The 15125-nt window shown below is 47.6% G+C and carries 13 protein-coding genes, 1 rRNA gene and 1 pseudogene; 13 read left to right on the top strand and 2 right to left on the bottom strand.

Features of this window, described 5'->3' with window-relative positions:
• Window positions 1-262 precede the first annotated feature (262 nt).
• From ETC05_RS08565 to ETC05_RS08510, 12 genes and pseudogenes are all read left to right on the top strand, one after another.
• A complete protein-coding gene (locus tag ETC05_RS08565; RefSeq protein ID WP_253263985.1) occupies window positions 263-1222 on the top strand; it encodes an ArsR/SmtB family transcription factor in 960 nt (319 codons plus the stop codon).
• Between the two features lie 78 nt (window positions 1223-1300).
• Window positions 1301-2575, top strand: a complete 1275-nt coding sequence (locus tag ETC05_RS08560) for an ABC transporter substrate-binding protein (RefSeq protein ID WP_171660841.1) — start codon at window positions 1301-1303, stop codon at window positions 2573-2575.
• 60 nt (window positions 2576-2635) lie between these two features.
• Entirely contained in the window at window positions 2636-3607 is a 972-nt protein-coding gene (locus ETC05_RS08555) for a carbohydrate ABC transporter permease (protein ID WP_171660840.1), read from the top strand.
• A 5-nt stretch (window positions 3608-3612) separates the two neighbouring features.
• A complete protein-coding gene (locus tag ETC05_RS08550; RefSeq protein WP_171660839.1) occupies window positions 3613-4443 on the top strand; it encodes a carbohydrate ABC transporter permease in 831 nt (276 codons plus the stop codon).
• A 16-nt stretch (window positions 4444-4459) separates the two neighbouring features.
• Window positions 4460-5512, top strand: a complete 1053-nt coding sequence (locus ETC05_RS08545; RefSeq protein WP_368668034.1) for a family 43 glycosylhydrolase — start codon at window positions 4460-4462, stop codon at window positions 5510-5512.
• A 40-nt stretch (window positions 5513-5552) separates the two neighbouring features.
• Window positions 5553-6503, top strand: a complete 951-nt coding sequence (locus ETC05_RS08540) for a glycoside hydrolase family 43 protein (protein WP_171660838.1) — start codon at window positions 5553-5555, stop codon at window positions 6501-6503.
• Between the two features lie 55 nt (window positions 6504-6558).
• Window positions 6559-8334, top strand: a complete 1776-nt coding sequence (locus ETC05_RS08535) for a glycoside hydrolase family 2 protein (protein ID WP_171660837.1) — start codon at window positions 6559-6561, stop codon at window positions 8332-8334.
• A gap of 46 nt (window positions 8335-8380) precedes the next feature.
• Window positions 8381-8515, top strand: a pseudogene (locus ETC05_RS17845) (aldo/keto reductase); the annotation flags it as partial.
• Between the two features lie 295 nt (window positions 8516-8810).
• Window positions 8811-9995 carry a galactokinase gene (locus ETC05_RS08525; RefSeq protein WP_171660836.1) on the top strand — a complete coding sequence of 395 codons (1185 nt, stop codon included), beginning with the start codon at window positions 8811-8813 and terminating at the stop codon, window positions 9993-9995.
• Window positions 9992-10978: a UDP-glucose 4-epimerase GalE gene (gene galE / locus ETC05_RS08520; RefSeq protein ID WP_171660835.1), complete on the top strand. Its 987-nt coding sequence runs from the start codon at window positions 9992-9994 to the stop codon at window positions 10976-10978. Before ETC05_RS08525 ends, galE begins: the two co-directional genes overlap by 4 nt.
• A gap of 2 nt (window positions 10979-10980) precedes the next feature.
• Window positions 10981-12507, top strand: a complete 1527-nt coding sequence (gene galT, locus ETC05_RS08515; protein ID WP_171660834.1) for a UDP-glucose--hexose-1-phosphate uridylyltransferase — start codon at window positions 10981-10983, stop codon at window positions 12505-12507.
• 60 nt (window positions 12508-12567) lie between these two features.
• A complete protein-coding gene (locus tag ETC05_RS08510) occupies window positions 12568-13587 on the top strand; it encodes a LacI family DNA-binding transcriptional regulator (protein ID WP_171660833.1) in 1020 nt (339 codons plus the stop codon).
• A 19-nt stretch (window positions 13588-13606) separates the two neighbouring features.
• On the opposite strand, the gene ETC05_RS08505 is transcribed toward ETC05_RS08510, so the two are convergent.
• Together ETC05_RS08505 and ETC05_RS08500 are read right to left on the bottom strand one after the other, a co-directional pair.
• A complete protein-coding gene (locus ETC05_RS08505) occupies window positions 13607-14050 on the bottom strand; it encodes an Hsp20/alpha crystallin family protein (protein ID WP_011231631.1) in 444 nt (147 codons plus the stop codon).
• 62 nt (window positions 14051-14112) lie between these two features.
• Window positions 14113-14403: a hypothetical protein gene (locus ETC05_RS08500; protein WP_031408806.1), complete on the bottom strand. Its 291-nt coding sequence runs from the start codon at window positions 14401-14403 to the stop codon at window positions 14113-14115.
• A 521-nt stretch (window positions 14404-14924) separates the two neighbouring features.
• Between ETC05_RS08500 and ETC05_RS08495 the strand changes: the two genes are divergently transcribed.
• Window positions 14925-15125 (top strand): 16S ribosomal RNA (locus ETC05_RS08495); the annotation flags it as partial.

Below are 15125 nucleotides of genomic sequence, written 5' to 3'. Positions count from 1 at the left end.
AAAAAGAGTAGACAGATGATTTTGAATTTGTTATGATGAAAGCGTAAACATTTTTACTTAAACGGTTAAGTAAAAATAAGCCTCTTTATAAGTGAATGGATTGAGCTTGGAGACCAAGAGAGTCTATCCTATTGGGTGTGGCTCTAATAAAAGTTGGTCACGTTGTTAGTGATCGGAATTCCATTGAAGAAATTCGTTTTAATCATTCAATAAAACTTGTTTGAATTTATCAAGGTTTATAAAAGTAGGTGAATAAATAGTGATGCCAAAGTTGATGGTTGATTCGTCAAATACAGAGATAGCGACGAGGGTATTAACTACTAATCTAGATGATTTTGTGGAGATTGCTAAAGCTTTGTCAAGTGATTTACGGGTCGCCATCTTTAAAAAGTTGCTCGAGCGTCCGATGAATGTCGTAGAAATTGCCGAAATGTTCAACATTCCTCCATCCACGGCGGCGGTGAATATCAAAAAGCTGGAGGACGCGAACTTAATTCGCACAGAAATGGTTCCAGGTACAAGGGGAACACAAAAAATATGCGCCGCAGTATTTAGCAAGATTATCGTGGAAACAGGGGAACCTGTACAAGTCCATCATCATGATTTTATAGAGATTTCTATGCCAGTTGGTCATTTCTTTGATTTTCAGGTTTCACCGACATGTGGTATTGTAAGCGATTCCAAGATTATCGGCGAGCTTGATGATCCGAGTTCGTTTCTTGAACCTGAGCGAACGAACGCCCAGTTAATTTGGTTTCGGCACGGGTTTGTTGAATACCGATTCCCTAATCGCACTCCTCCTGGAGCGAAGGTAAATAATCTTGAGCTCATGATGGAAGTCTGTTCGGAAGCGCCGTTGCATAACCCAAATTGGCCCTCTGACATCACGCTCTGGATTAACGGAATAGAAGTGGGAACATGGACGAGCCCAGGTGACTTTGGCGGTGAACGGGGGGTTTTGACCCCTTCATGGTGGAGCGAGGTCAATACACAATTCGGCCTTCTCAAAACATGGCGTGTCACTGATCAGGGAGCGTTTATCGATGGGCGAATCATATCTGATGTGACAGTGGATGATCTCCGGTTGGAGCAAGCCCCGTTTATTACCGTCCGCATCGGTGTAAAACCGGACGCAATTAACGACGGAGGAGTTAATTTGTTTGGAAGAAAGTTTGGCAACTATGAAACTGATTTGGTGATGCGTCTCCGTTTTACTAGATAGGCCTACTAGTTTTCTTTCATATAGATAACTAGATAGGGATGAATGTGGCAATTTTAAAAGTTAAAAGGGGGTAGTTTTATGAATTGGTTAAAGAAGACAAAAGGGATTGCGGTAGCTGCTCTTCTAGGTGCATCGTTGACGGTGGCGGGGTGTAATGCAAAAACATCCGGAGATGCATCTTCCTCTCCAACTTCGGGAGGAAAACAAGAAATTACATTCTGGACGCCGTTCTCCGGACCTGATGGCCCATTTATGAAAAAAATTGTTGATGATTACAATAAGCAATCTGATAAATACCAAGTAAAGTTTCAAATCATCCCCAGCGGAGAGTATTATAAGCAAGTCGACCTAGCTTTAAGCACAGGCAAAAAACGCCCTGATCTTATGATTATGCATGTTGACCAAATACCGACTTATCAAAAGAAGGGGCAATTGAAGCCTGTTGATGATATAGCCGCTAAAGCGGGGATTAAAAAAGAAGATTTTGTCGAGGCGCCTGTCAAATATGCGACCATTGATGGCAAATGGTATGGGATTCCGTTAGATATTCACCCGTTGGTTCTTTACTACAATAAGGATTTATTTAAAGCGGCTGGAATTGATCATCCGCCTACCAATCGAGAAGAATTTATCGAAGCGGCTAAAAAATTGACGGACCCATCAAAGGGGCAATGGGGATATGTCGTTCCAACCCTTTGGCCGCAACAGTTCATTTTCCCGACTATTGTGGGACAGAATGGTGCGAAACTGGCCGATGAACAAGGGAAACCCCGATTGAATTCTCCGGAAGCAGTTGAAGCACTGACATTTTTAAAAGACTTAGTTTACAAGTATAAAGTGTCGCCGGAAAAAGTAGCCCAAGATGGCGAAGTGACGTTGTTCCTTCAAGGGAAAAACGCCATGCAGCTGAATGGTCCTTGGATGAAAGACCAGTTCGATAAGGCAAAAATTAATTACGGAGTAGCTCCGGTGCCGCAACTTGGTACGAAACAACAGGCCGTGCAAGCAGGGTCTCACACGTTTGTCATTCCGAAGGACGTGAAGGATTCAAAAGTTCTTGAAGGAATTGGTGATTTCTTGAAATATGTAGCAGGTCACTCGATCGACTGGGCGCAGTCCGGCCAAGCCGTAGCGTCGAAACAAGTTCTTGCAAGTGACGAATTTAAGAAACTGACACAACAACAAACGATTGTCGCCCAACAATTTGATTATGTGCAATTTAACCCGCCTATCATCAACTGGGGAGCCATGACGGCTGATCTTTACAAACAAATCAATCTCGTGCTTCTCGGGCAAAAGGATCCACAAAAGGCGTTGGACGAAGCGCAAGAAAAAGCGTTGCAAGTCAAATAACACAATGGATCAGGCAGGTGGCATCACCTGCCTGATTAAATAGCATAGGGTGGTGAGTTAATGAAAAACAATGCCAAGCCGCATTTGGCGCCACATTTACCATCTGATCGAGCTTCAGTGAATATAAAAGTCGAACGTTCTAAACAGAGGTGGAAGTCGAAGCTAACGTCTAGTTTATTCGTTTTACCGTACCTCGTCTGCTTCATCGCCTTTTTAGTGTATCCTCTTGTCCATGGGATTGTGATGAGCTTTCAAGATTACGAGCTGCTTTCGGCGGAGCGTCACTTTGTTGGCTGGCGAAATTATACCGATATTTTTACGGAAGGGAACTACCTCCATACCAGTTTTTTTCAAGGACTGCTTGGAACGATTAAGTTCGTCATTTATTCTGTCCCCTTTTTAATCGTCATCGGTTTAGCGTTAGCTTTGTTGGTGAATTCGCTTCCTTCTAAAATTCGCGGAGTGTATCGCACCATCTTTTTTATGCCTTATGCGATTTCGGCATCCGTAATGGCCGTGATTTTCATTCGTGTGTTTGATACGAACGCAGGACTTCTTAATATCATATTAAGCAAACTCCATCTCGGGTCGCCAATTGGCTGGCTTACCGATCTCCCATGGGTTTGGATTGCTCTTGTCGGCGCTACGCTTTGGTGGACCATTGGATTTAATATGCTTATTTTTATCAATGCCCTTAACGAGGTGTCGGAGGAAATGTATGAAGCCGCAAAAATTGACGGAGCTAATGCATGGCAGCGGTTCATATACATTACCTTGCCATCGATCAAGAGAATTATGGTTTTTGTAGTGATCACCTCAACGATTGCTTCGTTTAATATTTATGCCCAGCCATTCTTGATGACCCGTGGAGGGCCCGGCTCGGAAACAACCGTGCTGTTGATGAACGTCTTCGACGTGGCGTTTGGCCAGCATCGAATGGGAGCAGCATCGGCCATGGCGCTATTAATGGCATTAATGATTATAGGTGTTTCTATTATCCAATTTCGGCTCGCGAATAAAAGGGAGGGGTGAATGCCATGAGGTATATGAAATCTACGCTTCTCATTACAATCGCAAGCGTTTTGGCAGCAGTGTTTATTATGCCGTTGTTATGGATGGTTTCGATATCCTTCAAGGACGACATTGAAGCCATATTGCCGAATTTGAATGTGATCCCGGACAACCCGACGTTTGCCAATTATAGTGATGTGTTAACGGGGGGAGAATTAAACGTTCCGATCCTCCGATGGATATTCAACTCTTTATTTGTTGGGATCGTTGCTACGATATTAGTCGTAACGGTTGATGCTTTAGCTGCATACGGATTGGCGCGCTTGGACATTCCCTTTAGAAAAATGATATTTTCAATCATTGTCAGCACGATGATGATTCCGAATATTGTTTGGTTTCTGCCGCTGTATGCCGAATTCAACAACCTTGGGTTGATTGACACCTATTGGGCGCTCATTTTGCCCTATACAGCGGGAGCGTTTGGTGTATTTTTGCTTTACCAGTTTTTCTCTTCCTTCCCAAAAGAAATTGAAGAGGCCGCCTATTTGGATGGTGCGAATAAATTTCAGATTTTTTATCGGATCTTATTGCCATCAGCGAAACCCGTGCTATGGACGCTTGCTATTTTAACGTTTATGGGGGTATTCAATGATTTCGTCTGGCCGTTGTATGCGACTAACTCGGATGAAATGAGAACGTTGACGGCGGGAATTGCGATTATGACGCAGGGAAGTTATGTTAATACGCCAAATAAACTGATGGCTTTATCGACAATTGCAACCATTCCCGTTATGGTGATTTTCTTAATTGGCCAAAAGTCGTTCGTGAAGGCTGTCACACAAGCTGGGATTAAATGAAGAGAGGGAAGAGAGTGTGAAATATAAAAAACGAATCGTGTACGCGTTGGCCTCTCTTCTCGTTATCGGTTTGATCGGGGGAGTTTGGTTGCTGCTGAGGCCAGAACGCTACCAAAACCCTATTTTCGGTCCGACATTTGCGGATCCATCGGTTATAAAAGGGGATGACGGCTATTATTATGCCTACGGCACGGAGGATGACTGGGGAGATGGACACGGACCGCACCTGATTCCGATTATTCGCTCGAAAGATTTGATTCATTGGACATTTTATCGAGATGCGTTTGTACAAAAACCTGGTTGGAAAGAAGGAGGCGGAGGCTTATGGGCTCCCGATATTTCCCGGCATCAGGACGGAACATATTATTTATATTACGCCCTCTCTGTTTGGGGAGATCCGAACCCTGCCATTGGCGTAGCTACTGCCACAAAGCCGGGCGGTCCGTTTACAGACCACGGTCCGTTGTTTACAAGCAAAAGTATTGGCGTGGATAATTCGATTGACCCTCAATTTTTTCAAGATGAGGACGGAAAATCGTATCTGTTTTGGGGGAGTTTCCATGGGATTTATGGAATTCAGCTGACTGACGACGGGTTGCATACCGTCGGCCAAAAGTTTCAAATCGCTGACACAAGTTATGAAGCGCCTTATGTAATCAAACGGGACGGATTTTATTATCTTTTTGTTTCAGCAGGTACTTGCTGTGATGGGGAAAATAGTACGTACCATGTAAGAGTTGGACGTTCCAAGTCAGTGAAAGGACCGTATAAAGACCGAAAAGGGATTCCGCTTTTAGAAGGCGGTGGCACTACGATTCTAGCTTTCAACGAGAAGCCTGGAAGAAACGGTAAGCAATTTGTTGGTCCTGGCCATAATGCTATTGTCACAGATGATAACGGAAATGATTGGATCATATACCACGCCATCGATGAGGACGACCCGAGATTGCTGAATGGGGCAACCAAGCGCCCTTTGATGATGGACCGAGTAATTTGGAAGAATGGATGGCCGACCGTTAAAAATCAAGAACCAAGTACAGATCTAACGGAAGGGCCTAATGTTAAGTAATTGAAGACATTGTACTGACCGAAAAAAAGGGGGGTACAGCATGGAGAAAGGGTTTCGAACGGTAAGAAAATGGAAGACAAATGACATTCATATAAGAGATCCATTTGTTTTTCCTTATATCAAAGAGGGAAGATACTACTTGTTCGGCACGACATTTGCCGATGGATGTGGGGATCAAGACCCGGTTTTCGAAGTGTATGCGAGTGAAAACCTAGAAGATTGGGAAGGCCCGTACATTGCTTTCCGGCCTCCAAAAGGCTTTTGGGGGGTAAGGCACTACTGGGCGCCTGAAGTATTTGAAATCGACGGGCGCTTTTACATGTTTGCCACATTCAAAGGAGGAATTGGGGAACACCGGGGCACTGCCATTCTCGTATCCGACCATCCGGCTGGCCCGTACCAGCCTCATAGTGAAGGACCGGTCACCCCTAGGGACTGGGAGTGTTTAGACGGAACATTTTACGAAGACCGCCATGGCCAGCGGTGGCTCATCTTTTGCCACGAGTGGACGCAAGAGTACGATGGAAAAATTAAAGCCATCCGTCTAGCGAAAGATTTAAAGAGGTCATATGGAGAAGTAATTGATATTTTACACGCCTCGTCAATGAAATGGATCCGCCTTTTTGGCGACCCAAGAATTGAAAAGGAAGGATTTTTAACTGATGCCCCGTTTATGTATCAAGCGAAAAATGGAGAGTTAATCATGCTCTGGTCGAGTTATTCTAAGCCTAGTTACGGGGGGGACGGAGGATACGTCGTGGCTGTTGCCCGATCGAAAAGTGGTGATATTGCTGGACCATGGGTCCATGACGAACCATTGCTGCTGGATCGAAATGCAGGGCATGCGAGTCTGTTTAGAGACTTTCAAGGGAGATTATATATGTCGGTGCATTGTCCGGATACCCCTCATGGGAGCGAAAGGCCGTTGTTTATCGAAATGGTTGAGACGGAAAACGGGTTGAACATTGCAGAGGGAGCTTGTTCTTTTTAAGCGTTCCCATCTGGGTTTTATAACGATATAAAACGAGGAATAGGAGAGAGCGAACATGAGCATTCCACGTCCAGAATACCCACGTCCGCAATTTGTTAGAACGGATTGGATCAATTTAAATGGTGAATGGAAATTTGAATTTGATGATGAAAATCGAGGCATTCAAGAAAAATGGTATCAAAACCATGAATATAGCCAAATGATCCGCGTTCCGTTCTGCTACCAGAGCGAGTTAAGCGGGATTGGCGTGACCGACTTTCATGATATTGTCTGGTATAAACGAACGTTTGAACTTCCAGATGAATGGAAAAATAAACGGATTCTTTTGCATTTCGGGGCGGTCGATTATCGCTCTTCTGTATGGGTGAACGGGCAGTTTGTTTGTTCCCATGAAGGCGGGCATACCCCATTTCATGCGGAGATTACGCATGTTGTGAAAGAAGGGGAAAACGAAATTGTTGTACGAGCCGAAGACTACTCGAAAGCGTTGGATCAACCACGCGGAAAACAATATTGGAAGGAAAAGTCAGAATCCATTTTTTACACAAGGACAACCGGCATTTGGCAAACTGTCTGGGTCGAAGCAGTAGCCGCGACGTATCTAGAAAAGGTAAAAATGACACCAAATGTGGATACAGACGAAATTTTGATTGAATATGCAATAAATAACGTTCAAGAAAACCAAAAACTAGAGATTGAAATTTCTTTTGATGGCCAGTTAATTGCCAAAGATGAAGTATACCTTGTTGAAGGAAAGGGAAGCCGCCGCATTTATTTGCATGATTTCAATGTTCACGGCCCTGGAAGACTGTGGAGTCCGGAACACCCCAATTTATATGATATTGTCTTTACAATTCGGGAAAATGGACATGTAGTCGATCGTGTAGAAAGTTATTTCGGCATGAGAAAAATCTCTGTGGAAAATGGCGTCATTATGTTAAACAATCGCCCGTACTATATGAAGCTTGTTTTAGATCAAGGCTATTTTCCAAAAGGAATTTTGACTCCTCCGTCTGATGAAGACATTAGAAAAGACATTCAGTTGACAAAAGAAATGGGATTTAACGGTGTAAGGAAGCATCAAAAAATTGAAGATCCGCGTTATTTGTATTGGGCTGATAAACTTGGGCTTCTCGTTTGGGGGGAAATGGCCAACAGCTACATATATACAGATGAGGCGGTAAAGCGCATCGTGAGCGAGTGGCAGGAAGCCATCGAGCGCGATTACAACCATCCGTCGATTGTTGTTTGGGTGCCGCTCAATGAAAGCTGGGGGGTGCCGCGCCTGCTCGCTGATGAACGCCAGCAAGCCCATGCTTTAAGTCTTTACTACTTAACAAAATCGTTAGATCCGACGAGACTTGTTGTTTCGAATGACGGATGGGAACATACGAAATCCGATCTTTGTACCATTCACGATTATGAGCCGAATAAAGACATCCTTAAGGAACGTTACCGTACACTTGAAACGATTTTGCATTCCCAGCCTGGCCATCGGTTGATTTACGTGCCAGGGTATGAGTATCGTGGAGAACCCATTTTAGTCACGGAATTTGGCGGAATTGCCTACAAGAAAAGCCATTGGGACGGTTGGGGATATTCAGGCGCCGAAAATGATGAGGACTTTGCGGAACGCTATTATCAGGTTGTTTCCGCTATGCTGGAATCCCCTCTTGTCCAAGGTTTCTGTTACACGCAACTAACAGACGTGGAACAAGAGATTAATGGGTTGTTAACGTATGATCGTCAGCCGAAAATCGACCTTAAGATTATTCGGGCCATCAATGAGGGGAAAGATTATAAGCGGATTCCGTATGAAGTTAAGCAATGAGGAGCTTTATGCAGCCAGGGCCATTCAGTTTGAAAGGGAGAGCAAAATGGAATATCGGACGTTTGGAAAATCTGGGATAAAGGTATTGGAAATTGGCTTTGGGGCTTGGGCTATTGGCGGAGATGCATGGGGTTCTGTAGATGATCAACAATCGATCCAAGTGATGAATCACGCTTTGGACATTATTAACTGAAGGGGAACTTGCTTATTTCATGCTTAAATGCAAAAGTTGCTCATGAATGTTTTGTTAAGGGAAAGTGCAGAAAACTGTTTATATGGGAAGTTGCTTGATAAGTTAGCCATTTGATTGGTACGGTCTTATACTAGACAAAGTAGTGAATACTATCCCCCTGTTCATTTTGGGAAACGAACAAGGGGGGATTTGTTGTGTCTAAAAATAGGGTTCATTTTTATTGATCTTTAATAAAATATTAACTAAAATATTTACTAAAGAAAAAGTCTAAGGAGGCCCTCTCATGATCTCCATGTTAAAACAGCAATTTATTGAACTTTTCGGCGGACTAGGCGAAGACATCCGTGTGTTTTTCGCCCCCGGCCGCGTCAATTTAATTGGCGAGCACACCGATTACAACGGCGGGCATGTGCTGCCGTGCGCCCTTGCGATGGGCACGTATGCGCTTGTGCGGCCAACGAAAGAGCCGCTTGTGCGGCTGTACTCAACAAACTTTCCGGGAACCGGCGTCATTACCGTTCCGTATGATGACTTGTCATACCGGAGCGAGCACGGCTGGGCGAACTACCCGAAAGGGGTTTTGGCCGCGTTCCAGGCGCTTGGCCCGCTGGAGACCGGATTGGATATTTTGTATAACGGTACGATCCCGAACGGCGCCGGACTGTCGTCATCGGCGTCGATTGAACTCGTGACCGCGGTGATGCTCAACGAATTGTTCGGGCGCGGGCTTGACCAGCTGGAGCTTGTGAAAATGAGCCAAAAGGTAGAAAATAAATACGTTGGCGTCCATTGCGGCATTATGGATCAGTTTGCCGTCGGCATGGGGAAACAAAACTGCGCCATCCTACTAAACTGCCAGACGCTTGAGTACCGCTATTTGCCATTGGTGCTTGACGATTGTTCGATCGTCATCGCCAATACGAACAAAAAGCGCGGCCTGGCGGACTCGGCGTACAACGAGCGGCGGGCGACGTGCGAAGCAGCGCTTGCCAAGTTGCAAAACGTGCGCAACATCGCCTCGCTCGGCGAGCTGACGAGCGCAGAGCTGGATCAATACGCTCACCTTCTTTCCCCGCTCGAACAAAAACGGGCCCGCCATGCGGTGACGGAAAACGAGCGGACGCTTGCGGCGGCCGGGGCGCTTGAGCAGGGAGACCTTGTTCGTTTTGGTGAGCTGATGAAGCAGTCGCATTTGTCGCTGCGCGACGACTATGAAGTGACAGGCATCGAGCTCGATACGCTCGTTGAGGCGGCATGGGCGCACGAAGGAACGGTCGGGGCGCGCATGACCGGAGCCGGGTTCGGCGGCTGCACGGTGAACATTGTAAAAAAAGCCTATGTTCAAGACTTCATTGAACGGGTCGGAAACGCGTATGCCGAAAAAATCGGGTACGAAGCAAGCTTTTATGTCGTTGATGTTGGTGACGGGGCGAAAGAACTCACGGAACTGGAGGAGATGTGCCGATGATTTTGGTTTGCGGAGGGGCAGGGTATATCGGCAGCCATGCGGTATACCGTCTGCTCGAAAAAGGGGAAGAGGTCGTCGTTGTCGATAACTTGCAGACGGGGCACAAAGAAGCGGTTCACCCTGATGCAGTGTTTTGCCAAGGCGATATTCGCGACCGCGACTTTTTGCGCGGCGTGTTTCGCCGGCACGACATTGAGGCGGTCATTCATTTTGCGGCGAACTCATTGGTCGGTGAAAGCATGGAAGAGCCGCTGAAATATTACGACAACAATGTGTACGGCACACAAGTGCTGCTTGAAGTGATGAAGGAGTTTGATGTCAAACAAATTGTTTTTTCTTCCACCGCCGCGGTGTATGGGGAGCCGAAACAAGTCCCGATCGTTGAAACCGATCCGACGGAACCGACGAATGCATACGGAGAAACGAAGTTGGCGATGGAAAAGATGATGAAATGGGCGGATCGCGCCTACGGCATTCGTTCGATTTCGCTTCGGTATTTTAACGTTGCCGGAGCGTACGGCACGGCAATCGGCGAGGACCATGATCCGGAGACGCATTTGATTCCGTTGATTTTGAAAGTGCCGCTCGGCCAGCGCGAGGACATTTCCATTTACGGTGATGACTACGATACGCCCGACGGCACATGCATCCGTGACTACATTCATGTGCTCGATCTCGTCGATGCCCACGTTTTGGCGCTTCATAAACTGCGGAACGGAGTGGCCAGCGACGTGTACAATTTAGGCAACGGCAACGGCTTCAGCGTCAAAGAAGTGATTGAAGCGGCGCGGCAAGTGACCGGTCATCCAATTCCCTCCCGCGTTGTGGAGCGGCGTCCGGGCGACCCCGCGAGACTTGTCGCGTCATCGGAAAAAGCAAAGCGCGAGCTTGGCTGGGAGCCCAAATTCCCATCCATTACGGATATTGTCGCATCGGCGTGGGAATGGCACAAAGCACGGCCGAACGGCTATCGAGGTGTGTGACAATGGAAACGATTTTTGCGGCGATTGAACAACTGATTCATTATGCCAAGCAGCGTGGTCTTTTAATGCCGGAAGATGCGGTGTACGCGCGCAACCGCCTGCTGGCAACGCTCCGACTCACTGAATGGCGGCCTGTCGAGGTCAAGGATACTCCCTTGGCCTCGCCGGCTCCAGTGTTGGACGCCATGATCGATTGGGCGTATGAACAAGGATTGTTGGAAACGAATACAACGACCGAGCGCGATAGATGGGATGCGAAACTGATGGATTGCGTCATGCCCCGGCCGTCGGAAGTGATCCGCGCCTTTTACGAGCGATACCGCCGCGACCCGCAGGAGGCGACGGACTGGTTTTATTCGCTGAGCCAATCGTCCAATTACATTCAAACGGCGCGCATCGCTCAAAACCAGCAGTGGGAAGTGCCGACCATCTACGGCGAATTGGATATCACCATTAATGTGGCGAAACCGGAAAAAGACCCGAAGGAAATCGCCAAAATGAAAGAAGCACCGTCATCCTCGTACCCGAAATGCGTGCTGTGCAAAGAAAATGAAGGGTATGAAGGAACGTGGAGCCACCCAGCTCGTTCCAATCATCGGGTCATCCCGATCACGTTATTGGATGAACAGTGGTATTTCCAATATTCTCCCTACGTGTATTATAATGAACATTGCATCGTCTTCCACGCCGAGCATGTGCCGATGAAAATGGAGCGGAAGACGCTGGAACGTTTGCTTGATTTTGTGGAACAATTTCCCCATTATTTTATCGGCTCGAACGCTGACTTGCCGATTGTCGGCGGCTCGATTTTAACACATGATCATTTTCAAGGCGGGCGCTATCCGTTTGCGATGGAAAAGGCAGAGATCGAGGAATATATTGATCTCCCTTCGTTTCCATCACTGACGGCGGGGATTGTCCGCTGGCCGATGTCGGTGATCCGTTTAACCGGGGCGAAAGAGGACGTGCTGGAGGCGGCGGTGCGTCTGTATGAGGTGTGGCGGGCGTACAGCGATCCAAGTGTCGAGATTATCGCTTACAGCGGCGATGTCCCGCATAATACGATCACTCCGATCGCCCGGAGGCGCGGCGATTTGTTTGAGTTGGACATCGTTTTGCGCAACAACCGAACATCGGCAGAGCATCCGTACGGCATTTTCCATCCGCATCAGGAACTGCATCATATCAAAAAAGAAAATATCGGCTTGATTGAAGTGATGGGGCTGGCGGTGCTGCCGGGGCGGCTGGCCTCGGAACTCGAAGCGTTGGCCGACTACCTTGTGCATCGGACGAAAAAAGAAGACTGGGATGAGACAATGCGTAAACATTGGCATTGGTGCGAAGCCATTCGCTCGGCCTACCCGGACATCACGAAGGAAAATGTCCATGACATTTTGCGCTACGAAGTCGGACAACGGTTTGTGACCGTATTGGAGCACGCTGGGGTGTTTAAGCGGGACAAGCGAGGAAGGGACGCGTTTCGCCGCTTTCTTAGCCATGCGGTGGAGAAGATGTCGTCTTTTGTATAAATGGGGCGAAAAAACGCGTTTCATATGAAACTGAAGGAAGGGAGGGATCGCAAACAGACTATGGCCACGTTAAAAGAAATTGCCGAAAAAGTCGGCGTCTCCGTCGCAACCGTGTCGCGCGTGCTCAACTACGACACAACGCTATCCGTCTCCGACGAGACGAGAAAACGCATTTTTGAAGTCGCCCAAGAGCTGAACTACAAAACATTGCGGGAACGGAGCCAACAGGCGCGTGAATCATTTCGCTTCGGGCTCATTCACTGGTATTCGGAGCATCAAGAAATCGACGACCCGTATTATATGGCGATCCGCCTCGGCGTGGAAAAAGAATGTTTTGACCGCGGCATCGAACTCGTCAAATTGTTTAAACAGAACGGCGCTTATCCGATTGAACGGATGAAAGGGCTTGATGGCATCATCGCCGTCGGGAAATTCGGTCCGAACGAAGTGAGCGCCTTTGCCGAAGGGGCGAAGCAAATCGTCTTTGTCGACTGCTCGCCTGATGAACGGCGGTTTGACTCGGTCGTGATCGATTTGCGTCAGGCGACGATTGCAGTGCTGGACTACTTGCTTCAGCTTGGGCACACGAAAATCGGGTATATCGGCGGCCGTGAATATGTTGACGGGGAAACGCCAATTCGTGATGAGCGGGAAACAGCGTTTTACGAATATTTATATGTCAAGGGGATACACGATTCGCGCCATGTATGGATTGGCTCCTTTACGGCCGAGGATGGTTATCGGCTGATGAAAGAGGCGATTGCCAAAGGGGACTTGCCGACAGCGTTTTTTATCGCCAGCGATTCGATGGCCATCGGCGCTTTGCGCGCGTTGCACGAAGCGGGCATCGCCGTTCCGGAAGAAGTGGCCGTTGTGGGGTTCAATGATCTTCCGACCGCCGCCTTTCTTCACCCGCCGCTTTCAACGGTGAAAGTATACACAGAATTTATGGGTGAAACAGCGGTAGAGATGCTCGTTGAACGGTTGACGACCAACCGAACCATCTGCAAGAAAGTCGTCGTGCCGACGGAGCTCGTCATCCGCGCCAGCATCGAGGGACGTGAAAAGGGGAGCGGTTGATCAACCGCTCCCTTCCATATTAATGGAATTCAATATCAACGCGTTTTTTCGTTCCTGTTGTTGTTTTCGGAATGTGAATGTCGAGCACGCCGTTTTTGTACGTCGCGCGAATGTTTTCCGTCGCCGCATCAGCCGGCAGGGTGATCGAACGTTGGAAGCGGCCGAAGAAGCGTTCGCGCCGGTGCATTTGTTCTTCTCTTACATCGTGGTGGCGTTGAATCGTACCGCTGATGGTCAACATGTTGTTCTGCACGTCAATGTGCACATCTTCTTTTCGCTCGAGACCCGGCAAGTCGCACGAAACAACGTATTCGTTGGCTGTTTCATGCATGTCGATGCGCGGCATCCAGTGCTGCTCATCCATATGAGTGAACAGCGATGGAAAATCACTAGCAAAAAAGCGGTTCATATCACGGCGAATCGATTCCAAATGGCGAAACGGGTCATACGGAATTAACGCCATAGCTGATTTCCTCCTTGGTATCAATGTTTTCCGTTCAATAGTGTGAGCCGTATGCTCCTGATTTATGTATGATTGGAGTGCAATTGTTCCATCGCTGTTAAATACGCTTGAATGAGCGCGATTTTCATGTCATTGGGCAAATCCGAGGCAATCACTCGCTTAACCGCGTAATAAAATTTCACTTCAGGCGTCTGCCGCACGCGCGGATGCGTCCATTCGTCGCGTAGCTCCTGCCGGATCGTCTCATATAAAAGGGCTTTGCTTTTCTGTTCATCAAGCGTCTCCGTTGTGAGCGAACGATTCGGCCAAAGGCGGCGGTATCCGTCAAGCAAAACAGAAAAGGGGTGATTCATTGTAACGATTCCTCCTTTATTGATGGCTTGTTTTTGGTCTTACAATCATTATAGTTGATAAGAACGATCAGGACAGGGGGGTGAATCGGTCTGCGATGTGGTGGTCAGAAATTCCAATTGACATGAAGGGGTGGACGTAATATAATCAGAATCGCCATTTCGCGATCGTGCAATGCCAAAAGGCAAACGACGGCGATGGAACAATCAAAAAAGTTGTTGACAAACAAAGAATGACGATTATAATAATATATTGCCGTGATGAAATGAATGCGGCACAAAGCGATGGAAACAACCGCTTGACATTTTGAAAGATTTATTTATAATGATAGTTGTCGTTAAGTTGCAAAAGCAGTTGCTTGTTCCTTGAAAACTGAACGAAACGAAGCGCAACGAAAAGCGGAGGTCCGCGGGTCGCCGCGACGGGCAAATGTTCTTCACCCGCAGGGGTGCTTGCACCCCGATGGGGAAGGTTATTTGACCCTGAGCGGCGGCGGACCGAAGCGGAATTAGCCAATCAACTTTCTTTGGAGAGTTTGATCCTGGCTCAGGACGAACGCTGGCGGCGTGCCTAATACATGCAAGTCGAGCGGACCGGATCGGAGCTTGCTCTGGTTTGGTCAGCGGCGGACGGGTGAGTAACACGTGGGCAACCTGCCCGCAAGACCGGGATAACTCCGGGAAACCGGAGCTAATACCGGATAACACCGAAGACCGCATGGTCT

The organism is Geobacillus sp. BMUD (assembly GCF_013096845.1).
Classification (GTDB): domain Bacteria; phylum Bacillota; class Bacilli; order Bacillales; family Anoxybacillaceae; genus Geobacillus; species Geobacillus vulcani.
The sequence above is the reverse complement of the archived record's forward strand: the minus strand, read 5'-3'. Positions and strand labels throughout refer to the sequence as shown.

What these genes read in the sequence shown, in the direction of transcription:
- ETC05_RS08525 (WP_171660836.1), top strand. Translation starts at nt 8,811, where the DNA reads ATGATCTCCATGTTAAAACAGCAATTTATTGAACTTTTCGGCGGACTA.
- galT (WP_171660834.1), top strand. Translation starts at nt 10,981, where the DNA reads ATGGAAACGATTTTTGCGGCGATTGAACAACTGATTCATTATGCCAAG.
- ETC05_RS08565 (WP_253263985.1), top strand. Translation starts at nt 263, where the DNA reads ATGCCAAAGTTGATGGTTGATTCGTCAAATACAGAGATAGCGACGAGG.
- ETC05_RS08540 (WP_171660838.1), top strand. Translation starts at nt 5,553, where the DNA reads ATGGAGAAAGGGTTTCGAACGGTAAGAAAATGGAAGACAAATGACATT.
- ETC05_RS08560 (WP_171660841.1), top strand. Translation starts at nt 1,301, where the DNA reads ATGAATTGGTTAAAGAAGACAAAAGGGATTGCGGTAGCTGCTCTTCTA.
- ETC05_RS08505 (WP_011231631.1), bottom strand. Translation starts at nt 14,050, where the DNA reads ATGGCGTTAATTCCGTATGACCCGTTTCGCCATTTGGAATCGATTCGC.
- ETC05_RS08510 (WP_171660833.1), top strand. Translation starts at nt 12,568, where the DNA reads ATGGCCACGTTAAAAGAAATTGCCGAAAAAGTCGGCGTCTCCGTCGCA.
- ETC05_RS08500 (WP_031408806.1), bottom strand. Translation starts at nt 14,403, where the DNA reads ATGAATCACCCCTTTTCTGTTTTGCTTGACGGATACCGCCGCCTTTGG.
- ETC05_RS08535 (WP_171660837.1), top strand. Translation starts at nt 6,559, where the DNA reads ATGAGCATTCCACGTCCAGAATACCCACGTCCGCAATTTGTTAGAACG.
- galE (WP_171660835.1), top strand. Translation starts at nt 9,992, where the DNA reads ATGATTTTGGTTTGCGGAGGGGCAGGGTATATCGGCAGCCATGCGGTA.
- ETC05_RS08550 (WP_171660839.1), top strand. Translation starts at nt 3,613, where the DNA reads ATGAGGTATATGAAATCTACGCTTCTCATTACAATCGCAAGCGTTTTG.
- ETC05_RS08555 (WP_171660840.1), top strand. Translation starts at nt 2,636, where the DNA reads ATGAAAAACAATGCCAAGCCGCATTTGGCGCCACATTTACCATCTGAT.